Below are 24,020 nucleotides of genomic sequence, written 5' to 3'. Positions count from 1 at the left end.
ACCAGGCCCGCGTCCAGACGGCGCGGGCCCTTCCGTTACGGCCGCTTCCTCGCCCCAAATCCCTGCACAGCCGGTTCGTCACCCATCATGACCGCTGAATCCTACGTCTTTCCTGTCTCCTTCGCGCAGCAGCGACTGTGGTTCCTCCACCTGATGCAGCCGGAGAACCCCAGCTACCACATCGCTGGCGCGGTCCGGCTCAACGGTCCGCTCGACACCCGCGCGCTCCACCGCGCCTTCGAGACCCTGGTGGAGCGCCACGAGTCGCTCCGCACCACCTTCGCGCAGGAAGCGGGACAGCCGGTCCAGGTCGTCTCGCCCGAAGGAGAGGTGTCCACCGTCCTCGATGACCTGACCGGACTGCCCGAGGCGACACGCGAGGCGGAAGCGCAGCGGCTCGCGACGGAGGAGATTCGCCAGCCCTTCGACCTGATGAAGGGACCGCTGCTGCGCACGCGGCTGATCCAGCTTGGCGCGACGGACCATGTCCTGGTGCTGACGATGCACCACATCATCTCGGACGGTGCCTCCCTGGGCATCCTCATCCACGAGATGTCTCAGCTCTACGGCGCGTTCATCGCCCAGCGCGAGCCGGAGCTGCCCGAGCTGCCCATCCAGTACGCGGACTACACCGAGTGGCAGCGCGAGTGGATGGCGTCCCCCGGCGCGCTCGAAGCACACGTGACGTACTGGAAGCAGCAGCTCGCGGGCGCCCCCGTGCTGCAACTGCCCACCGACCGGCCCCGCCCCGCGGTCCAGACGCAGCGCGGTGACGCGGTGTCCCTGCACCTGTCCTCGGCACTGGTCGCGGAGCTCCAGAAGGTGGGCCAACGGGAGAACGCCACCCTCTTCATGACGGTGTTGGCCGCGTTCCAGGCCCTGCTGTCGAGGTACACGCACCAGACGGACATCCTCGTCGGCGCGCCCCAGAACAGCCGCAACCGCGTGCAGACCGAAGGGCTCATCGGCTTCTTCGTCAACACGTTGGTGCTGCGCGCGGACCTGTCCGGCAACCCCACCTTCCGCGAGCTGCTCCAGCGAGTGCGCGAGGCGACGCTGGGGCCTACGCACACCAGGACATTCCGTTCGAGAAGCTGGTCGAAGCGGTGCAGCCCACGCGCAACCTGGCCTACACGCCGCTGTTCCAGACCGCGTTCAACTTCCAGGGAATGGCCGGCCCGGCGCTGACGCTCCCCGGAGTCACCCTGACGCAGCTCGACCTGGCACCGGGCACGTCGAAGTTCGACGTGACGCTGGACCTCCAGGAGACAACGGACGGTCTGCGCGGCTTCATTGAGTACAACAGCGACCTGTTCGACCGGGAGACGATGGAGCGCTTCACGGGGCACTTCCAGACGCTGCTCGCGGGCGTCGCCGCGAACGCGGAGCTCCGGCTGGACGCGCTGCCGCTGCTCACGCAACCCGAGCGGCACCAGCTCCTCGACGTCTGGCCGGCGCTGAAGGCCTTCCCCGGCGAGGACACCCTGCACGGCCGCTTCGAGGCGCAGGTACGCCAGCGTCCGGATGCCATCGCGGTGGTCGCGGACGGCGAGCGCCTCACGTACGCGGAGTTGGACGGCCGGGCCAATCAGCTCGCCCATGCGCTGCTCGCGCGCGGTGTCCACCGCGAGGCCCTGGTGGGCCTCTGCGTGGAGCGTTCCCTGGCCACGGTGGTGGGCATCCTCGGCATCTTGAAGGCGGGCGCGGCGTACGTGCCGCTCGACCCGACCTATCCCGCGGACCGTCTGGCCTTCATGGTGTCCGACAGCCGGATGCCGCTGGTGGTGACGCAGCGGCACCTCCTCGAGCGACTGCCCTCGGACGGCGCGGCGCTGATGGTGCTGGAGGACGCGGCGGACGAACTCGCGCGTCAGCCCACACACACGCCCGGGCTTCCCGCGGCCCGTGAACAGCTCGCCTACGTCATCTACACGTCCGGGTCGACGGGCCTCCCCAAGGGCTCGCTGTTGCCTCACGGCAACGTGATGCGCCTGTTCGATGCCACCGAACACTGGTTCCACTTCGACGCGAACGACGCGTGGACGCTGTTCCACTCGTACGCGTTCGACTTCTCCGTCTGGGAGCTGTGGGGCGCGCTGCTCCACGGCGGCAAGCTGGTGGTGGTGCCCTACCTCGTCTCGCGCTCGCCGGAGGCCTTCTTCCGGCTGCTGAGCGACGAACGCGTCACCGTGCTGAACCAGACGCCCGCGGCCTTCCGCCAGCTCATCCAGGCCGAGGAGCGCCTGGGCGCGGAGGCGCCATCGCTGTCACTGCGCTACGTCGTCTTCGGTGGCGAGGCGCTGGAGCCGGCGACGCTGGTCCCCTGGTTCCGGAAGCACGGCGACACCCAGCCTCGCCTCATCAACATGTACGGCATCACCGAGACGACGGTGCACGTCACCTACCGTCCCATGGATGCCGTGGAAGCGGAGCGCACGCAGCAGAGCCCCATTGGCGTCGCGATTCCCGACCTCCAGTTGTACGTCCTGGATTCGCGGCTGGAGCCCGCTCCCGTGGGCGTCGCCGGGGAAATCTTCGTGGGCGGCGCGGGTCTGGCGCGAGGCTACCTGGGCCGTCCCGGCCTCACCGCCGAGCGCTTCGTGCCCCACCCCTTCAGCCGTGTGCCCGGTGCCCGGCTGTACCGGACGGGCGACCTCGCGCGCTTCACGAAGGACGGGCAGCTCGAGTACCTGGGCCGCATCGACCACCAGGTGAAGATTCGCGGCTTCCGCATCGAGCTGGGCGAAATCCAGACGGTGCTCAGCCTGCACCCCGCCGTGCGCGAGGCCCTGGTGTTGGTGCGAGAGACGTCGCCCGGCAACAAGGCCCTGGTGGCCTACGTCGCGACGGCCGAACAGCCCGCGCCAGGCGTCAACGACTTGCGCCAGCACCTGCTCGCCAAGCTGCCGGACTACATGGTGCCGAGCACCTTCGTGGTGATGGAGCGCTTCCCGCTCACCGCGAACGGCAAGGTGGACCGCAAGGCCCTGCCGGAGCCGGTGACGGCTCGCGCCGACCTGGCGGATGCGTACGTCGCGCCTCGGACGAAGGTGGAGGAGGCGCTCTGCGCCATCTGGTCCCAGGTGCTGGAAGTCCCGCGCGTGGGCATCCATGACAACTTCTTCGCGCTGGGCGGTGACTCCATCCTGAGCATCCAGGTGCTCACGCTGGCGCAGAAGCAGGACATCCGCTTCTCCCTCCAGCAGCTCTTCCAGCACCAGACGGTGGCGGAGCTCGCCACGGCGGCCGGAGAGGCCCAGCCCGCGCGCGAGGTGTTCCCGCGCACCGAGCCGTTCAGCCTCATCTCCGCCGAGGACCGGGCGAAGCTGCCCGAGAGCATCGAGGACGCCTACCCGCTGGCCCGCATCCAGGCCGGCATGCTCTTCCACATGGAGCTGGCGCCTACCTCGAACATCTACCACAACACCGACAGCTTCCATCTGCGCCTGAAGACGCCGTTCAACGCCGCGCACTTCGACGAAGCCGTCCAGGTCGTCACCGCGCGACAGCCCGTGCTGCGCACGGCGTTCGACATGACGTCGTACAGCGAGCCGTTGCAGCTCGTGCACCGGACCGCCCACCTCTCCCTGGAAGTCACCGACGCCCGCCACCTGTCCACCGAGGCGCAGGACGCGGCCATCCGGCAGTTGCTGGAGGACGAGAAGCAGCAACACTTCGACCTCGCGTGCCCGCCGCTGCTGCGCTTCTTCGTGCACATCCGCGGCGAGCGGGACTTCCAGTTCACGCTCACGGAGTGCCACGCCATCATCGACGGCTGGAGCCTCCACTCCACGCTGGTGGAGATCTTCAACCACTACTACGCGCTGGTGAACCACCAGGAACCGCCGCGCTTCGAGCCGCTGAGCATCACCTACCGCGACTTCGTGGCCATGGAGCGGCAGGCGCTCGCCTCCGAGGACCATCAGCGCTACTGGCGCGAGCTGCTGGCGGACGGCCAGGTCATGCGCGTGCCCCGTTGGCGCCGCGCGTTGGTGGAGGGCGAGCCGCGCATCGCCACCGTCAAGGTGCCCATCCCGCCCGCGCTGACGGAGGGTCTCAACGCCCTGACGCGCGACGCGGGCGTGCCCTTCAAGAGCATCCTGCTCGCCTCGCACCTCAAGGTGATGAGCGTGCTGAGCGGCCAGGAAGACGTCATCACCGGCACCGGCGTCAACAGCCGGCCCGAGGAAGGTGATGGCTCGAAGCTGCGGGGCATCTTCCTCAACACGGTGCCCTTCCGCATGCACCTGGCGCCGGGGAGCTGGCTGTCCCTGGTCCGCGCGGCCTTCGATGCGGAGCGCTCGCTGTACCCGTTCCGCCGCTACCCCATGGCGGACATCCAGCGGCAGTGGGGCCGCGAGACGCTCTACGAAGTCATGTTCAACTACATGCACTTCCACGTGCTCCATGACCTCGCGGGCACGCTCGCGGAGCTGGAGGCGCTGAGCACCATCCGCTCGGAGGGCACCAACGTCACCCTCGCCGTCCACTTCCAGACCGAGCCCCACACGCAAGAGCTCACGCTGGAGATGGACTACAACGCCGTTGAGCTGGACGCCGAGCAGGTGGAGCAGATTGGCGCGTGCTTCTCGCGCGTGCTCCACGCGCTGGCCTTCGAGCCCCACGCGCCGCACCACACGTCCAGCCCGCTGCCCGCCGACGTGCAGCGGCGCATGGTGACGGCGTGGAACGACACCACCGCCGCGCTGCCCGTGGAACCGACGTTCCAGGGACTCTTCGCGGCCCGGGTGGCGGCGACGCCGGATGCCGTCGCGGTCGTCGATGGTGAACGGACGCTGACCTACGGGGAGCTGGACGCGCGCGCCAACCGCCTCGCCTATCACCTCCTGTCGCTGGGCGCGGGGCCGGAGCGCGTGGTCGCGCTGGGCCTGGACCGCTCCATCGAGCTGGTCACGGGTCTGCTGGCCACGCTCAAGGCCGGCGCGGCGTACCTGCCGCTGGACCCGAGCTACCCCGCGGAGCGACTGGCGTACATGCTGGGCGACTCGCGCGCCGTCGTGCTGCTCACCACCCAGGCGCACGAGGCCACGTTCGCGGCCGCCAGTGTGCCCAGGCTCCTGATGACCTCGGAGGCCCAGCCATGGGAAGCGCTGCCCTCCCAGGCGCCGGTGTCCACCGCGACGGGCGACTCGCTGGCGTACGTCATCTACACGTCGGGCTCCACGGGTCTGCCCAAGGGCACGCTGCTCACCCAGCGAGGGCTCATCAACTACCTGACGTGGGCGCAGGCGGCCTACGCGGTGAAGCCGGGCCACGGCTCGCTGGTCCACACCTCCATCGCTTTCGACGCCACCATCACCAGCCTGCTCACGCCGCTGCTCGCGGGCGGGACGGTGCATCTGGTGCCCGCGGGCCGCGAGGTCGAGGCGCTCGCACAGGCGCTTCAGCAACCGCACGGGCACGAGCTGGTGAAGCTCACGCCGGCGCACCTCCAAGTGCTGTCGGGCATGATTCCTCCGGAGGCCCTGTCCCAGGTGACAGGGACCTTCGTCGTCGGTGGCGAGGCCCTGCCGCCCACCACCGTGGACTTCTGGCGGAAGCATGCGCCCCAGGTTCGACTCATCAACGAGTACGGCCCCACGGAGACAGTCGTCGGTTGCTCCGTGTTCGACGCCAGCGCGGGGGAACTGCCCGACGGCATCGTCCCCATCGGCCGCCCCATCGCGAACACGGCGCTCTACGTGCTGGATGCGCGCATGCAGCCCCTGCCCGTGGGCGTCACGGGTGAGCTGTACATCGGCGGCACCGGCGTGGCGCGCGGCTACCTGGGCCGCCCCGCCCTCACCGCCGAGCGCTTCGTCCCCAATCCCTTCAGCACCACGCCGGGCGCGCGCCTGTACCGCACGGGGGACCACGCCCGCTTCCTGCCGGACGGCAACCTGGAGTTCCTGGGCCGCCGCGACGGACAGGTGAAGCTGCGCGGCTACCGAATCGAGCTGGGCGAAATCGAAGCCACCTTCCGCCAGCACCCGTCCGTGATGCACGCGGTCGTCATCGTTCGCGAGGACGTGCCCGGTGACCAGCGGCTGGTCGCCTACTTCGTCCCGCGTTCGGACGTGAACGTGGACCCCGCCCCCATGCGCGCGTTCCTCCAGCAGCGGCTGCCCGAGCACATGGTGCCCGCCTTCGTGGTGGGCCTGTGGTCGCTGCCCCTCACGCCCAACGGCAAGGTGGACCGCAAGGGACTGCCGCTGCCCGATGGGATGACGTCCCTGGAGCCGCGCACGGCGCCGCGAAACGGCACCGAGGAGCTGATCGCCAGCATCTGGGTGGACGTGCTGCGCACGAACCGCGCGGGCATCCACGACCACTTCTTCGATTTGGGCGGCCACTCACTGCTGGCCACCCGCGTGGTGTCGCGGATTCGCGAGGCCTTCGGCGTGGAGGTCCCCATCGCCGCCCTCTTCGAGGCCCCCACCATCGCGACGCTGGCGGAGCGGGTGCAAGCGCTCCAGGCCCAGCAAGCGGGAGAGGCCCCTCCGCCGCCGCTGCGCGCGTTCCCCCGCGACGGGGAGATGCCGCTGTCGTTCGCGCAGCAGCGCCTCTGGTTCCTCTACCAGATGGAGCCGGACAGCCCCTTCTACAACATGCCCGCCGTCATCCGGCTGACGGGCGCGTTCAACCCCGAGACGGCCCAGCGCTGCCTGGAAGCGCTCATCCTCCGGCACGAGTCACTCCGCACGACGTTCCGGATGAACGGGCAGACGCCCGTCCAGGTCATCCAGCCGCCCTCCGCGCCGAAGGTGGACCTCATCGACCTGCGAGGCGTGGCGCCCGAGCTGCGCGAAGCCGAAGCCCGGCGCCTGTCCGACGAAGAAGCGCGCCGTCCCTTCGACCTGACGCGTGGGCCGCTGTGCCGCATGGGGCTCATCCAGCTCGCGGACCAGGAACACCTGCTGCTGCTGACCCTGCACCACATCATCGCGGACGGCTGGTCGCTGTCCGTGCTGGTGCGTGAGGTCGCGGACCTCTATGCCGCGCTGTCGACGGGGCAGCCGCCTCCGATGGCCCCCCTGCCCGTCCAGTACGCGGACTACGCGCGGTGGCAGCGGGACTGGCTGGCGGGCGACGTCCTCGAGCGGCAGCTCGACTACTGGAAGCAGCGGCTCGCGGGGGCACCGTCCCAGCTCGACCTCCCCACCGACCGCCCGCGTCCACCCGTGCAGAGCTTCCGCGGCGCCACGCACCGGGGATTGCTGCTGCCCGCCGACGCCGCCAAGGCGTTGCAGGTGCTCTGCCGCCGTGAGAGCGCCACGCCGTTCATGGCGGTGATGGCGGCGTTCCAGGCGCTGATGCACCGCTACACCGGTGAGACGGACATCGTGGTCGGCACGGACATCGCCAACCGCAATCGCTCCGGCACCGAGGGCCTCATCGGCTTCTTCGTCAATCAGCTCGTGATGCGCGGCGACCTGAGCGGAGACCCGACGTTCCGCGCGCTGCTGGCCCAGACGCGGCGGGTGGCGCTCGATGCGTACGCCCACCAGGACCTCCCCTTCGAGGAGCTGGTGAAGGCCATAAACCCGGAGCGCGACCTCAGCTACTCGCCGCTCTTCCAGGTGAAGCTCATCCTCCAGAACGCGCCGTCGTCCGACCTCTACCTGGAGGGATTGACGCTGCATGAGGAGACCAGCACCACCGGCGCCGCCAAGTTCGACATGACGTGGGTGGCCACGGAGACCGAGCAGGGCCTGGAGTGCCTGTGCGAGTACAGCACCGACCTCTTCGACGCGGCCACCATCGAGCGGATGATGGGGCACCTGCGCGAGCTGCTCCTCGCCGCCATGGACGGGCCGGACGCGAGCGTCTCTCAGCTCCCCCTGCTGTCCAAGGCCGAGCGTGAGCAGACGCTCGTGGCCTGGAACGACACGGCCACGCCGCGCACCGAGGGCACCTGCGCGCACCACGTCTTCGAGCAGCAGGCGGCCCGCACGCCGGACGCGGTGGCGATCTCCTTCGAGGGTCAGCAGCTCACCTACCGCGAGCTGGACGCCCGGGCGAACCAGCTCGCGTGGCACCTGCGGGCCTCCGGCGTGGGCCCCGAGGTCCGCGTGGGCCTGTGCGTGGATCGCTCGCTGGAGTTGGTGGTGGGCATCCTCGGCATCCTCAAGGCCGGTGGCGCCTGGCTGCCGCTGGACCCGAGCTACCCCGTGGAGCGGCTGACGCTGATGATGCGCGACGCCGCCATCCCGGTGCTCGTCACCCAGGAGCACCTGGCGGATGAGCTGCCCGCGCTCGGGCTGCTGGTCTGCCTGGACGCGGACTGGCCGATGATCGCCGGCCAGCCCCAGACGCCGCCCGCGGTGGAGATGTCCGAGGAAAACCTCGCGTACATCATCTTCACCTCCGGCTCGACGGGCCGGCCCAAGGGCACGCTGCTGACGCACCGGGGCCTGTGCAACACGGCGCTGTCCGCCATCCAGGCCCACCGGGTCCATGCCCAGAGCCGCGTGTTGCAGTTCGCCGCGCTCGGCTTCGACGCGTCGGTGTGCGAGGTCTTCTCCACGCTGCTCGCGGGCGCGCAACTCTGCCTCGCGCCGCGTGACGCCATCATGCCCGGCGCGCCGCTCCAGGGGCTGCTGGCGGCCCAGCGCATCACCGGCGTCACGCTGACGCCGTCCGTGCTCGCGCAGTTGGAGCCAGACACCCTGCCCCTGTTGGAGAGCGTCGTGTCCGCGGGCGAGGCGTGCGCGCCGGAGCTGGCGCGCCGGTGGCTCAAGACGACCCGCTTCATCAACGCCTATGGCCCCACCGAGACGACCATCTGCGCGTCCGTGGACGAGGCCGTGGACCCGGACCGGCTCGGCATCGGACGCGCCTGGGCGAACGTCCGGCTCTACGTGCTCGACGCCCGGATGCAGCCGCTGCCCGTGGGGGTTCCCGGTGAGCTGTTCATCGGCGGCGTCGGCGTCGCGCGTGGGTACCTGGGCCGCCCGGACCTGAGCGCCGAGCGCTTCGTGCCGGACCCGTTCTCCGCCACGCCAGGAGAGCGGCTGTACCGGACGGGAGACCGCGTGCGCTGGCTGCCCGAGGGGCGGTTGGAGTTCCTCGGACGCCTGGACCACCAGGTGAAGCTGCGTGGCTTCCGCATCGAGCTGGGCGAAATCGAGTCCGCGCTGTCCGCCCACCCCGAGGTGCGGGACGCGGCCGTGCTCGTGCGCGAGGAGGCCCCGGGCCGCAAGCAACTGGTGGCCTACGTCGTCGCCGACGACGAGGAGCAGCCCGTCGAAGCGGACGCGCTGCGCAAGGCGCTGGAAGGCCGACTGCCGGACTACATGGTCCCCTCCGCCTTCGTCATGCTGAAGGCCCTGCCGTTGACGACCAGTGGCAAGGTGGACCGCAAGGCGCTGCCTTCACTGGCGCAGCAGCAGGCGAAGCCCGAGCACGTCCACGTCGCCCCGCGCAATCCGGTGGAGCAGACGCTCGCGGACATCTGGTCGAAGGTGCTGACCCGCGAGCGCGTCAGCGTCCACGACAACTTCTTCGAGCTGGGCGGCGACTCCATCGTCAGCATCCAGGTCATCGCGCGGGCGCTGGAGGCGGGGCTGCACATCAGCCCGCGTCAGTTCTTCCAGTACCAGACCATCGCCGCGCTGGCCCCGCACGTGGGACAGGCGCAGGTGGTGGAGAGCGAGCAGGGCCCGGTGACGGGCGCCGTGCCCCTCACCCCCATCCAGCACTGGTTCTTCGAGTGGGACCTGCCGCAGCTCCACCACTACAACCAGGCGCTGCTCCTGGGGCTGCGGCAGCCCATCGCGGCGTCCGTGCTTCAAGACGCACTGCGGGCCCTGGTCGCGCACCACGACGCGCTCCGCCTCCGCTTCGAGCGGACGGCCGACGGATGGCGCCAGGAGGGCCTCGGACTCGACAGCACCGTGACGCTGCGCGAGGTGGACCTCTCGACGTTGGATGAAGCCGCGCAGCGGGCCGCGCTGGAGGAAGAGGCACAGCGCACCCAAGCGGGCTTCAAGCTGGACGAAGCGCCACTGGTCTCGGCCGTGCGCTTCCACCTCGGGCCGCAGAAGGGAGACCGGCTGCTCTTCGCCATCCACCACCTCGCGGTGGATGCCGTGTCCTGGCGGGTCCTGCTCGCGGACCTGGAGACGGCCTGCCAGCAGCTCACCCAGGGACAGCCCGCGACGCTGCCCCCGAAGACGACGTCCTTCCAGGCCTGGGCCCGCCGGTTGGAAGAGTACGCCTCCAGCCCGGCCCTGGACGTCGAAGCCGACCACTGGTTCCAGGCGGGCGAGGACACCGCGCCGCTGCCCCTGGACACCGCTGACGGTGAGAACACACTGGAGTCCGCACGCACGCTGACGGTGACGCTGGAAACCGAGGAGACGCGGCTGCTGCTCCAGGAAGTCCCCACCGCATGGCGCGCCCGCATCGACGAGGTGCTTCTCACCGCCCTCGCCCAGGCCCTGTCCACGTGGACGGGACAGCGCCGCTTGCGCGTCCAGCTCGAGGGACACGGGCGTGAGGACCTGTTCGACGGCGTGGACCTGAGCCGCACCGTGGGCTGGTTCACGAGCACGTACCCCGTGACGCTGGCGCTGCCGAAGGATGGCAGCGAGGGTGACGAACTCCGCGCCGTGCGCGACGGGCTGCGGCGCGTGCCGAACAAGGGTGTGGGTTACGGCATCGTCCGCTACCTGCGTCAGGATGAACGAGGCGCTCGGCTGCGCGCGCAGCCCGAGGCGCCCGTGTCCTTCAACTACCTGGGACAGCTCGACTCGGCCCTGCCCACGTCGTCGCTGCTGATGTCCGCGGACGAGCCCTTCGGCGCGCAGCAAGGCAGCCAGGGCCGGCGGCGGCAGGTGTTGGAGGTGAATGCGCACGTGTTCGGCGGCAAGCTGGAGGTGTCCTTCACCTACAGCCAGGCGCTGCACCAGCGCACCACGGTGGGCGCGCTGGCCCAGGGCTACCTCCACGCGCTCCGCGCCTTGGTGGAGCAGCGGCGCGGCGCGGACGCGGCACGGTTCTCCCCCGCGGACTTCCCGCTGGCGAAGGTGTCGCAGGCCACGCTGAGCGGCCTGATGCAGTCGCACCCGGAGCTGGAGGACCTCTACCCGCTGTCGCCCATGCAGCAGGGCATGCTCTTCCACGCGATGCTCGACCCCGACTCGGGGATGTACTTCGAGCGCGCCGCGTGGACGCTGGACACGGACCTCCACCGCGAGGCGCTGCGAGAGGCGTGGCAGCAGGTGATGGCGCGCTACCCCATCCTCCGCACCAGCTTCGTGGGAGAGGAGCTGGAAGCGCCGCTCCAACTGGTGAACCGCACGGCCACCCTGCCCTGGGGTGAGCAGGACTGGAGCCACCTGCCGGAGGCCGAACAGCAAACGCGCCTGTCGGCCTGGATGGACGCGGACCGCGCGAAGGGCTTCGACCTGAAGCAGGCGCCGCTGATGCGCGTGGGCGTGCTGCGGCTGGGGGCGAAGACGTGGCGCGTGGTGTGGAGCTTCCACCACCTGCTCCTCGACGGCTGGAGCGTGGGCCGCGTCCTCAACGAGATGCTGGCGATGTACGACGCCCAGGTGCGCAAGCAGCCGCTGCGCCTGGAGCCGCCGCCCGTGTTCCGCGACTACATCGCGTGGCTCGAAGGCCGGGGCATCGCGCAGGCGGAGACGTGGTGGAAGCAGGCCCTCCAGGGCTTCGGTGAACCCACGCCGCTGCCCGGTGAGACGGGAGGCCAGGCGCGCAACGCCGCGCAGGTGATGGGCGAGCGCAAGGTGCACCTCTCCGCCGAGGTCACCGAGCAGCTCCGCGCCTTCACGCGGCGACACCAGGTGACGCTCAGCACGCTGGTTCAGGCGGCCTGGGCGCTGGTGCTCGGACGTCACGCGGGCATGGAGGACGTCGTCTTCGGCGTCACCGTGGCCGGCCGTCCGCCCGAGCTGCCCGGCGTGGAGCAGATGGTGGGCCTGTTCATCAACACGCTGCCGGCCCGGGTGTCGCTGCCCGCCCAGCGCAAGGTGGTGGACTGGCTGAAGGAGCTCCAGGCGTGGCAGGTGGACCGTGCTCCGTTCGAGTACGCGCCGCTGGTCAAGGTCCAGGGCTGGAGCCCGGTGCCGCGCGGCACGCCGCTGTTCGAGAGCCTCGTCGTCTTCGAGAACTACCCCGTCGAGGACTCCGTGCGGCAAGGCGCGGGCGTGCTGGAGGTCCGCGACGTCACCGCGCAGGAGCGCACCAACTACCCGCTGACGCTCTCCGCGCACGCGGACAAGCAGTTGATGCTGAACCTGGACTTCGAGTCCCCGCGCCTGGGCGTGGAGGCGATGGAGCGGCTGCTGGAGCAGCTCCAGACAGTCCTCGTGGGCATCCTCGACGCCGAGGACAAGCACCTGTGGGAGCTGTCCCTGCTCACGCAGGAGGGCCGCCGTGAAGTCGTGTACGACTGGAACGACACGCACGTTCCGGCGCAGGGCGCCTGCCTCCACGAGCTCTTCGAGGCCCAGGCGAAGCGGACACCCGACGCGGTGGCCGTCACCGCTCCCGAGGCGGGCTCGCTCACCTACGCGCAGCTCGACGCACGGGCGAACCAGCTCGCGCACCACCTGCGCGAGCGAGGCATCGGCCCCGAGCTGCTGGTGGGCGTGTGCCTGGAACGGACGCCCGAGCTGCTGGTGGCGCTGCTGGGCATCCTCAAGGCGGGGGGCGCCTACGTGCCGCTCGACCCCACCTACCCCGCCGAGCGCCTGGCGCGCATGGCCACCGAGGCTCGGCTTTCCCTGCTGCTCACACAGCAGTCCCTGGTGGAGACCTTCGCCAACCCCGAGGTGGCGCTGTACCTGCTCGACACGGAGGCGCCAGCGCGCGCCGCGCTGCCCACGCAGGCACCGGCGCGGCTCGCCTCGCCCGACGGGCTGGCCTACGTCGTCTTCACCTCCGGCTCCACGGGGACGCCCAAGGGCGTGATGATTTCCCACCGGAGCTGGTCCAACGCCTACCTGGGCTGGGCGCGAAGCTACGGCCTGCGCGATGCCTGCCAGAGCCACCTGCAGATGGCGAGCTTCTCCTTCGACGTGTTCGCGGGCGACCTGTCCCGCGCGCTCTGCTCGGGCGGCAAGCTGGTGCTCTGCCCGCGCGAGTGGCTGCTCGAACCGCCGAGGCTGCTCGCCCTGATGCGCGAGGAGCGCGTGGACTGCGCCGAGTTCGTCCCCGCGGTGCTTCGCGGCCTGCTCCAGCATCTGGAGGAGACGGGCCAGTCGCTGGACTTCATGCGCGTCCTCGTGGCCGGCTCCGACGCCTGGTACGTGAATGAGTACCACCGGCTCCAGGCCGTCATTGGTGACGACACCCGGCTCATCAACTCGTACGGCGTCAGCGAAGCCACCATCGACAGCACGTGGTTCGAAAGCGGCGAGCTGGGCCCGGGCGACACGCAGTTGGTCCCCATTGGCCGGCCCTTCGCCAACAACCGGCTCCATGTGCTGGACGCGCATGGGCAGCCGGTGCCGGCGGGCATCGCGGGTGAGCTCTTCATCGGCGGCCTGGGCGTGGCGCGCGGCTATTGCAACCGCCCGGACCTGACGGCGGAGCGCTTCGTGCCCGACCCGTTCTCCACCGAGCCCGGCGCGCGCCTCTACCGCACGGGAGACCGCGCGCGTTATCTGCTCAGCGGGGACCTGGAGTTCCTCGGCCGCGCGGACACGCAGGTGAAGCTGCGCGGCTTCCGCGTGGAGCTGGGCGAAATCGAATCCGCGCTGGGCAAGCACCCGTCCGTCCAGGGCGCGGTGGTGTTGCTGCGCGAGGACCCGGGAGCGCCCCGCCGGCTCGTCGCCTACGTGGTGGGCCCGGACATCGGCGACACGGCGGTGCTCCGCGACCACCTGAGAGAGCGGCTCCCCGACTACATGGTGCCCGCCGTCTTCGTCCGGCTGGAGGCCATTCCGCTGAGCCCGAACGGCAAGGTGGACCGCAAGGCCTTCCCGGCGCCGGACGCGGCGCAGCGCACGGGCGAGCAGCGGCTGGTCGAGCCTCGCTCGGAGACGGAGGCCAGCCTGCTGGACCTCTGGAAGAACGTGCTGGGCCAGACGTCCCTGGGCGTCACGGATGACTTCTTCGACGTGGGCGGGCACTCCCTGCTGGCCACGCAGATCATCTCGCGCACCAACGCGATGTTCGGGGTGAAGCTCCCGCTGCGCGTCCTGTTCGAGCAGGCCACCATCGCGGGGCTCGCGGAGCAGGTGGTGCTGGCGCAGTTGGAGAACGTGGACGAAGCCGCGCTGGCCTCCGCCATGGAAGAAGTCGGCGACCTGTCGGACGAGGACCTGGAGAAGCTGCTGGAGGGGTCGAATGAGTGAGCTGATGAAGAAGCTCGCCGGCCTCTCTCCGGAGAAGCGCGAGGCCGTGCTCAAGAAGCTGCGGCAGCAGAACGTGGTCGCCGCGCCGAAGGAGGAGGCCCGCACGCCCGTCATCCCACGCGTCTCGCGTGAGCAGCCGCTGCCGCTCTCCTTCCCGCAGCGCCGGCTCTGGTTCCTGGACCAGTTCGAGCCAGGAACCCCCGCCTACAACATCCCCGAGTTCGTGCGCCTCGCCGGCCCGCTCCACGTCACCGCCCTGGAGCGGGCGCTGAACGAGGTCATCCGGCGCCACGAGGTGCTGCGGACGACCTTCGTCGCGGAGGACGGAGAGCCCCGGCAGCGCATCCTCCCGGAGCTGAAGCTCGCCCTGGGCATGCTGGACCTGAGCTACCTGCCCACGTCGAAGCGCGAGCCCCTCTGTCAGGAGCTGGCGCTTCAGCTCGCGGGAACGTCGTTCGACCTCGCCGCCGGGCCGCTGCTGCATGCGCGGCTGGTCCGCATGGGCGAGGAGGACCACGTCCTCCTGCTGGTGGTGCACCACATCGTCTCGGACGGCTGGTCCACCGGCATCTTCGTGCAGGAGCTGACAGCGCTCTACGGCGCCTTCGCGCAGGAGCAGGCGTCACCCCTGCCGGAGCTGCCCCTCCAGTACGCCGACTTCGCCGCGTGGCAGAACCAGTGGATGCAGGGCGAGGTGCTCACCTCGCAGCTCGACTACTGGCGCCGCCAGCTCGAAGGCAGCGACAGCGCGCTCAAGCTGCCCACGGACCGGGCGCGGCCTCGCGTGCGCACGTATGCGGGCGGCAAGCGCGCCTTCCAGGTGGACCCGGCGGTGGCCCACGCACTCCGGACGCTGGGTGCGCAGGAGAAGGCCTCGCTCTTCATGGTGCTGCTGGCGGCGCTCCAGGCGCTGCTCCACCGCTACACGCGTGAGCCGCGCATCAGCGTGGGCACGTACATCGCGAACCGGAACCGGACCGAGGTGGAGCCCCTCATCGGCTTCTTCCTCAACACGCTCGTCATGCGCACGGGGCTCGAAGGCAACCCGAGCTTCCGCGAGCTGCTGCGGCGCGTGGTGGACGTGACGCTGGGCGCCTACGCCCATCAGGACATCCCCTTCGAGAAGCTGCTGGAGGAGCTCGCGCCGTCTCGGGACACCAGCCAGTCTCCCTTCTTCCAGGTGATGCTGGTCCTCCAGAATACGCCCACGCCCCCCGCGGAGCTGGGCGCGCTGCGGATGGAGTCCTTCAGCGTCGCAGGCGAGGCCTTCGCCCAGTTCGACCTGACGCTGTGGTTCTCCGAGGAGGCCGGCGGCCTGCAAGGCATCTGGGAGTACAACCGGGACCTCTTCGACGCCTCCACCGTCGACCGGATGGTCGCCCACTTCCAGACGCTGCTCGCGAGCATCGCCGCCGACCCCGGTCAGCGCCTGCTCGACCTGCGGCTGCTCCCGGTGGACGAGCGCCGGCGCATCCTGGAGACGTGGAACCAGGCCCGGCTCGACGTGCCGCCCGGCACCTGCCTCCACCACCTCATCGAGGCGCACGCGGCGCGGACGCCCGACGCCATCGCCGTCACCGACCCCGAGCGGCGCCTCACCTACGCGGAGCTGAACGCGCGGGCGAACCAGCTCGCCCACCACCTGCGCACCGTGGGCGTGGGCCCGGAGCGAATCACCGGCGTCTTCCTGGACCGCTCCGTGGACATGGTCGTCGCCGTGCTCGCCGTGCTCAAGGCGGGCGGCGCCTACGTGCCGCTGGACCCGTCCTATCCACCCGAGCGCACGGCGCTGATGCTCGCCGACAGCAGGCCCGCGGTGCTCGTCACGCGCCAGGGACTGGTGTCCCTCCTGTCCGCGACACTGCCGCCCGTGGTGAGCATCGACACGGACGCGGAGGCCATCTCCGCCCACCCCACGACGCCGCCCCCGGGCGGCGCGGGCCCCGAGCACCTCGCCTACGTCGTCTACACCTCGGGCTCCACGGGTCGGCCCAAGGGCGTGATGATTTCGCACCGGAGCCTCACCAACGCCTATCTCGCCTGGGAACGGGACTACCGGCTCCCCGAGCTGCGCGCCCATCTCCAGATGGCGAGCTTCTCGTTCGACGTCTTCTCCGGCGACCTGGCCCGGGCGCTCGGCTCCGGCAAGACGCTGGTCCTCTGCCCGCGCGACTGGCTGCTCGAACCCGAGCGGCTCTACGCGTTGATGCAGCGAGAGCAGGTGGACAGCGGCGAGTTCGTCCCCGCCGTGGTGCGCCTGCTGATGGGGCACTGCCAGGAGCGCGGGCTCCGGCTGGACTTCATGCGCCTGCTCATCGTCGGCTCGGACACCTGGGACATGCGCGAGTACCACCAGCTCCGCGGCCTGTGCGGCGCCGAGACGCGGCTGGTGAGTTCCTACGGCCTGAGCGAAGCCACCATCGACAGCACGTACTTCGAGCAGCCCGAGCCCACGCCCAGCGAGCAGATCGTCCCCATTGGCCGGCCCTTCGCCAACTCGCGGATGTATCTGTTGGACAGCACGATGCAACCGGTGCCCATCGGCATTCCGGGTGAGCTGTTCGTGGGCGGTGAAGGCGTGGCGCGCGGCTACTGGGGGCAGGCGAACCTGACCGCGGAGCGCTTCGTCCCCAACCCGTTCAGCGCCACGCCCGGCGCGCGCATGTACCGCACGGGCGACCTGGCCCGTTACACGGAGGATGGCACCCTCGCCTTCATCGGCCGCAACGACACGCAGGTGAAGATTCGCGGCCACCGCATCGAGCTGGATGAAATCAAGGCGAAGCTGCTGGAGCACGCGGCGGTCCAGGCCGTGGAGCTGCTCGTCCACGAGGACGCTGGCAACAAACAGCTCGTGGCCTATCTCACGCTCACCGCGCCGGATGTGGCCTCGGCCGATGACTTGCGTCAGCACCTGAAGAAGCACCTGCCGCCGTACATGGTGCCCGCGGCCTTCGTCATCCTGGCCGCCTTCCCGCTCACGCCCAACGGCAAGGTGGACCGCAAGGCCCTGCCCGCCCCCGAGAGCGTCCGCCGCGAGGCCCAGGAAGGCTTCGTCGCTCCGCGCGGCGACGTGGAGGCACGGCTCGCGGCCCTCTGGGAAGAGCTGCTCGCGGTGCGCCCCATTGGCGCGCATGACAACTTCTTCGACCAGGGCGGCCACTCCCTGCTGGCGGTCCGGCTGATGGTGCGGATTCGCGAACAGTTCGGCCGTTCGCTCCCGCTGTCCGTCCTGTTCCAGAACCCGGCGCTGGAGCAGCTCGCCAAGGCCCTGTCCGAGGAGTCCGCGCCGCGCCCGTGGTCGCCGCTGGTGACGTTGCAGGCGGGAGCACACCGCCCCGCGCTGTTCTGCGTCCCCGGTGCCGGTGGCAACGCCGTGTACCTGCGCGAGCTGGCGCAGTCCCTGGGCCCCACCCTGCCCGTGTTTGCCTTCCAGGCCCGCGGACTGGATGGCCGAGAAGCGCCGCACCGCTCCGTGGAGGAGATGGCGTCGTGCTACGTCGAAGCGCTTCAGCAGGCGCAGCCCCAGGGGCCTTATCACCTGCTGGGCCACTCGTTCGGAAGCTGGGTCGCGTTCGAGATGGCGCAGCAGCTCCGAAAGAAGGGCGAGGACGTCGCCTTCCTGGGCATCCTCAACACCACGGTCCCGATGCTCTCGGAGGATGCGGGGGAAGCGCCGCCGCTCGATGACGCGGACTGGATGGCGTCCGTCGCCAGCACGGCGGGCCGCCTCTACGGCGTGGACTTGGGCATCTCCGCCGAGGTGCTCCGGCCCCTGCCGCCGGAAGCGCGCCGCGAGCTCCTGACGCACCGACTGGTCCAGTCGGGCCTGTTGCCCGAGGGCTCGGACAGCCAACAGGTCCACGGGTTCATCGAGGTCTACAAGGCCGCGTACCAGATTGATTACATCCCTCGGGACACCGTGCCCGTGCCCGTCGCGCTCTTCCGCGCGCAGGAGCGGCACGAGGAGGACGGCATCGTCCCCGAGGCCTTCGCGGATGACCCAACGTGGGGCTGGGGCCGCCACGCCTCCGCGTCCGTCACGCCCGTGACGGTGCCCGGAGACCACATGACGATGATGGCCGCGCCCCACGTCCAGGTGCTGGCCGAGTGCGTGCGCCAGGGCCTGCTGCGCGCCGGGAGCACGCGATGACGGCGGCGCCTCCCTTTCCCGTGAAGACCGCCATCTCCATCTGGCTGGGACAGGTGCTGTCCTTGCTGGGTTCGGGGCTGACGAGCTTCGCGCTCGGCGTCTGGACGTACAAGACGACGGGCGACGTGACGCAATACGCGCTGGTCATGCTGGCCGCGACGCTGCCGGGCATCCTGCTTGGCCCCGTGGCCGGGGCGCTCGTGGACCGGTGGAACCGCCGCTGGGTGCTGGTGCTCAGTGACGTGGCCGCGGGCATGTCGAGCCTCGTGCTGGCCCTGCTCCTGTTCAACGGCCTGCTCCAACCGTGGCATGCCTACATCACGACAGCCGTGGTGTCCGCGGCCAGCGCGTTCCAGCACCCCGCCTTCAGCGTGCTCGTCTCCACGGCGGTGCCGCCGCAGCACCTGGGACGGGCCAATGGGCTCGTGCAGGTCGGGCTCGCGTTCTCCCAGCTCATGGCCCCCATGCTGAGCGCCACGCTGATGGAGTTCATCGAGCTCAAGGGCATCCTCATCATCGACGCGACCACCCTCGCGCTCGGCACGCTGCCGCTGCTGTTGGCGCGCATCCCCGGGAGCACCTCGTGTCCTCGTCGAGCGAGGAGCGGCCGTCACTGCTGGAGTCCATCCGCGAGGGCGGCGTGTACCTGCGCACCACGCCGGGGCTGCTGGCGCTCATCGGCTTCCTCGCGGCCAGCAACTTCATCACCGGCACCGTCGAGGTCCTCGTCACGCCGCTCGTCCTCTCCTTCGCGGACGTCCGGACGCTGGGGGCGCTCACCACGGCGGGCGGCCTGGGCATGCTGGCGGGCAGTCTGGTCATCAGCGCGTGGGGCGGTCCCAAGCGGCTGGTACACGGCGTGCTCGGCTTCCAGTTCACCTGCGGCCTCGCGCTCATCTGCGTCGGGCTGGCCATGTCCATCCCCGTCCTGGCCTGCGTCGCCTTCGCGTTCTTCTTCGGCCTGCCCATCATCAACGGCTCCAGCCAGGCCATCCTCCAGCGCACCGTGCCACTGGCGATGCGAGGCCGCGTCTTCGCCGTCACCAGCACCATCACCGGCGCCATGTTGCCGCTGGCGTACACCGTCGCCGGCCCGCTCGCGGACCACGTCTTCGAGCCGGCCATGGCCACTGGCGGCGCGCTGGTTCCCCTGCTGGGCGCATTCCTCGGAGAAGGACCGGGCCGAGGCATCGCGTTGATGTTCTTCATCGCGGGAGCCCTGACGCTCCTCGTGACGCTGCTGTCCACGCTCTACCGCCCACTGCGCGAGCTGGAGGCCCAGCCGCAGGAGGCGCCTTCCGCCGAGCCCGCGGTGAGCCCCTGAAGTCCCATCCCTTTCGACAAGACACCCCCAGGAGACCCGCCGTGCCGAGTCCCAGCCGTTCCTTGCAGACCCTGACCGACGTGCTGCGCTGGCGTGCCTCGAACCAGACCGAGGCCCGCGCGTACACCTTCCTCGAGGACGGAGAGAATCAGGAGACCGTCTGGACCTATGGCGAGATGGATCGCCGCGCCCGCGCCATCGGTGCCGCGCTCCAGGAGCACAAGGGCGCCGGAGAACGGGCCCTGCTGCTCTACCCGCCCGGACTGGATTACATCGCCGCGTTCTACGGCAGCCTGTACGCGGGCGTCACCGCGGTGCCCGCCTATCCCCCCACGCAGCTCCAGGCCGTCAACCGCATCCTCGCCATCCTCCAGGACGCGAAGCCGCGTTTCGCGCTCACCACGCGCGAAATCCTGGAGAGCGTCCAGGCCATGGCCGAGGCCTATCCCGTGCTGAAGGACATCCGCTGGATTGCCACGGACGCGCTGGAGGAGGGCCTGGAGGACGGCTGGAAGCGCCCCGCCATCACCGGTGATTCACTCGCCTTCCTCCAGTACACGTCGGGCTCCACCTCGACGCCCAAGGGCGTCATGGTGCTGCACCGGAACCTCATGTCCAACGAGGGGATGATTCAGCAAGGCTTCAGCCACTCCGAAGAGACCACCGTCTGTGGCTGGCTGCCGCTCTACCATGACATGGGGCTCATCGGCATCGTGCTCCAGTCCATGTACCTGGGCTCCCACGCCGTCGTGATGTCGCCGTGGGCCTTCCTGCAACGCCCCATCCGTTGGCTGTCCGCCATCACGAAGTACCGCGTATCCACGAGCGGCGGGCCCAACTTCGGCTACGCGCTCTGCACGCGGAAGGTGAAGCCCGAGCAGCTCGCGTCGCTGGACCTGAGCTCGTGGCGCGTCGCGTTCAATGGCGCCGAGCCCGTGCGCGCGGACACGATGGAGCAGTTCGCGAAGACCTTCGCCCCCGCGGGCTTCCGGCCGGAGGCCTTCTATCCCTGCTTCGGTCTGGCGGAGGCGACGCTGTTCGTCTCGGGTGGCGTCGTCTCGGACCTGCCGCGCACCCTCACCGTGGAGGCGACGACCCTCGAGCAGAACCGCGCCGTGCCGACTCAGCCGGGCCCCCACGCGCGGACGCTCGCGAGCTCCGGGCGAAGCTGGGGAGACAGCCTCATCCGCATCGTGAAGCCGGACACGCTGGTGGCGTGCGCGCCGGGCGAGGTGGGCGAAATCTGGACCGCCGGCCCCCACGTCACCCATGGCTACTGGGGCCGCGAGGAATCGAACGCGGAGACCTTCCAGGCCCGCATCCAGGGCAGCGAGGAAGGCCCCTTCCTGCGCACCGGCGACCTGGGCTTCATGGTGGACGGCGAGGTGTACGTCACGGGCCGCATCAAGGACCTCATCATCGTCGACGGCCGCAACCACTACCCGCAGGACCTCGAGCTGACCGCCGAGAGTCAGCACGAGGCGCTCCGTCCTGGCTGCTCCGTGGCGTTCTCCGTGGACCACCCCGAAGGCGAGCGGCTGGTTGTCCTGCTCGAGGTCAGCTCGCGCTACTCGGCATCGGAGAGCGGCGAGACGCCGAACACCGTGGCCCCAGCCCAGCTTCAGAAGAAGATTCGCCAGGCCGTGGCCGCGGGGCACTCCGTGGACGTGAGCGAGGTCGTCCTCCTCCAGCAGGGCGAGGTCCTCAAGACGTCCAGCGGCAAGGTCCAACGGCGCGCGTGCAAGGCGAAGTACCAGGACGGCAGCCTCCAGCGCTGGCCGGAGTGACGGTGTGACGGTCTCCGCTACCGCCGGGGGCCGAGCACGATGATGGCCATCCCCAGGATGGCGACGAGCGCGCCCACGAGGTCCCATGTCGTGGGCCGCTCCCCTTCCACGAGCCACAACCAGACGAGCGCCACCGCGATGTACACACCGCCGTAGGCCGCGTAGGTGCGCGCCGCGCCTGTCGGATGCAGCGTGAGCAGCCACGCGAAGAGCGCGAGGCTCCCCGCCGCGGGCACGAGGAGCAGCGGCGATTTGCCCTGCCGCAGCCAGAGGTACGGCAGGTAGCAGCCCACCACCTCGGCGACGGCGGTGAGGACGAAGAGCCCGAAGGCGTACAGCAGGTGCACGATGTGAAGTCTCTTGGAAGAGGGGCTGGCGAGCCTTCCACCCCTCCGCGCCCATTCCCAGTCCAGAGATGGGGCGTCCACATCGGCTCACCCTCGGACACTCCGGCCGCGAATACGCCTGCTTGCCACGCTGACGCCTTGTGAACGCGAGGCGGGTGAGGCATCCCGAAGGTGGGCGGGAGACAGCACCCGCGCAGCCTGGGAGCGGCCCACATCGCGCCCCTGGGTCCATCCACCGGGTACCCGCGACATGACGCTCTTCCCGACGCCAGAGGTCCAGGACGACGCAGCCCCTCGTCGGAAGCGATGGCGGCGCGCCGCGCTGTGGGGGCTGGGGTTCGTCCTGCTCCTGGAAGTCGCCATCAACGTCGCGCTCAACCTGGGCGTGGTCCAGACCATCATGGCCCGGTCGACGAGCCGCACCGAGCTCGCCTGGAAACGCGCGTGGTGGCTCTGGCCCTTCGGCCAGCTCCATCTGAGCGACTTCACCCTGACCCAGCAGAACAAGCATCAGTGGTGGCAGGTGAACATGGACACGTTGGATGCCAACGTGTCGCTGACCGCGCTGCTCCGCAAGCGCGTGGACGTCCAGCGCATCAACGGCAAGGGAGCGAAGTTCCGCATCGAGCCGTCCTACGGCATCGAGGACGAACCTTCGCCCGGCCCCGACTATCAACCGTGGGTCATCCAGCTCGCGGACGTCACGGTCCACGAGGTCCGCGAGCTGAACTTCGGCCGGGTCCGCTTCGTGGGAGACCTGGACGTCCAGGGCCTGCTCGACATCAAAGGTCGCGACCACGTCCACGTCGAGACGCCCACCATCCGCGTCAACACGGGCTTCATGGAGGTCGACATGAAGCCGGTGACCCGGCTGGAGCGGCTGGAGGCGACGGCCCAGCTCGACGTCCCCTTCACCGAGGAGAAGGGCTGGGACCTCTCCCAGGCACTCAGCGCGCGGATCCAGGGTGAGATGGAGCTGCTCCCGCTGGACTGGCTGAACGAGCACCTGGGCACGCGCTCCGCCGTGTCGCTCCGAGGCGGTGGCGGCAAGCTGGACCTGGACCTGCGCCTCCAAGGGAATGCGGTGGCGAACGGCACGCGCATCAAAGCCGCGGGCGCGGAGCTGGACGTGAGGGCCGGGCCCATCCGCGCCCGGGCGCCCTGGAGCGTCGCGGCTTCGATGGAAGCGAGGAGCGTTGACGTGCGTCAGGCGACGCTGCGGCTCGCGCTCGCGCCCGTGCGCGTCTCCGGCCCCGAGGGCACGGGGGCGGAGGTGCCTGAAATCATCCTCACGGTCCTCGCGACTCGCGGCGCCGAGCACTCGGACTGGCAGTTGGAGCCAGACCTGCGCGTGGCGAAGAGCCGGCCCGTGGACTTGAAGATGCTCAATCCCTGGCTGGCGCGAACAATTGAGATTGAATCGGGCTCCATGACGGTGCAGAGCCCGGAGCGGACGAAGGCATCGAAGCCACGGGACTCGCTGCGGCTCAGCGTGGACTCCGACCTCGTGACCGGCCGCATGGGCGACATCAAGGTCCTGCTGCGCGCGGAAGCGGACGTGGACGCTCGCAACCTGTCGTGGGACACGAAGTCCCTGTCGCTGACAGGGACGACGGTGCGGCTGACCAATGTCTCGACGAATGGGCCTGTGCCCATCCGCGCCTGGAGCGGCGTCTTCACCCTGCCCCAGGCGCGGTTGTCCTTGTCGCCCACGGTGTTGTCGGCGCGCTTCTCCAGCAAGCTGACGGACACGCAGCCCATGGTCGCCCTGCTCACCTCGGCCAAGAACCTGCCCGCGCTCCTGACCTCCGTGCTCAACATCCAGAACGTTTCCATCAACGGCCGCGTGCAGGTTGATGACCAGGGCCTGCAGCTTCGCGAACTGAAGGCAGACGGTGAGAACTTCTCCCTGGAAGGGCACCTGGACCTCGTGCAGGGCCGACTCACGGGCGCGCTCCTGGCGAAGCTGGGCATCGTCACCGGCGGCATCGAGTTCAAACCGGGCGGTCCGAACGTCCACCTGCTGAACGCGAAGCAATGGTTCGCGAAGCAGCCCGCGCCGCCGTTCCGCTGACGGCGAAG

5 protein-coding genes and 2 pseudogenes are annotated in these 24,020 nt (G+C 70.0%); 6 read left to right on the top strand and 1 reads right to left on the bottom strand.

What is annotated here, in order from left to right:
- Positions 1-87 precede the first annotated feature (87 nt).
- The 5 genes and pseudogenes from A176_RS12035 (at position 88) to A176_RS12020 (ending at position 21,591) form a co-directional block, all read left to right on the top strand.
- Positions 88-14,327, top strand: a pseudogene (locus A176_RS12035) (non-ribosomal peptide synthetase).
- Positions 14,320-18,480, top strand: a complete 4,161-nt coding sequence (locus tag A176_RS12030) for a non-ribosomal peptide synthetase (RefSeq protein ID WP_021780900.1) — start codon at positions 14,320-14,322, stop codon at positions 18,478-18,480. The pseudogene A176_RS12035 and the gene A176_RS12030 overlap by 8 nt, the downstream one beginning before the upstream one ends.
- Positions 18,477-19,247 (top strand): annotated as a pseudogene (locus A176_RS41185) (MFS transporter); the annotation flags it as partial. The gene A176_RS12030 and the pseudogene A176_RS41185, both read left to right, overlap by 4 nt.
- Before the next feature lie 32 nt (positions 19,248-19,279).
- Entirely contained in the window at positions 19,280-19,804 is a 525-nt protein-coding gene (locus tag A176_RS40530; protein ID WP_420811434.1) for an MFS transporter, read from the top strand.
- A gap of 41 nt (positions 19,805-19,845) precedes the next feature.
- A complete protein-coding gene (locus A176_RS12020) occupies positions 19,846-21,591 on the top strand; it encodes a fatty acyl-AMP ligase (RefSeq protein ID WP_002638695.1) in 1,746 nt (581 codons plus the stop codon).
- Between the two features lie 17 nt (positions 21,592-21,608).
- On the opposite strand, the gene A176_RS12015 is transcribed toward A176_RS12020, so the two are convergent.
- Positions 21,609-21,938 (bottom strand): YnfA family protein, encoded by a 330-nt coding sequence (locus A176_RS12015; protein WP_002638696.1) that lies wholly within the window; start codon positions 21,936-21,938, stop codon positions 21,609-21,611.
- A gap of 250 nt (positions 21,939-22,188) precedes the next feature.
- Between A176_RS12015 and A176_RS12010 the strand changes: the two genes are divergently transcribed.
- Positions 22,189-24,012 carry an AsmA family protein gene (locus A176_RS12010; protein WP_002638697.1) on the top strand — a complete coding sequence of 608 codons (1,824 nt, stop codon included), beginning with the start codon at positions 22,189-22,191 and terminating at the stop codon, positions 24,010-24,012.
- Positions 24,013-24,020: the final 8 nt, after the last annotated feature.

It is taken from the genome of Myxococcus hansupus (assembly GCF_000280925.3).
Taxonomy (GTDB): domain Bacteria; phylum Myxococcota; class Myxococcia; order Myxococcales; family Myxococcaceae; genus Myxococcus; species Myxococcus hansupus.
Note: the sequence above shows the minus strand (reverse complement) of the source record. Positions and strands in the feature narration are given on the sequence as shown.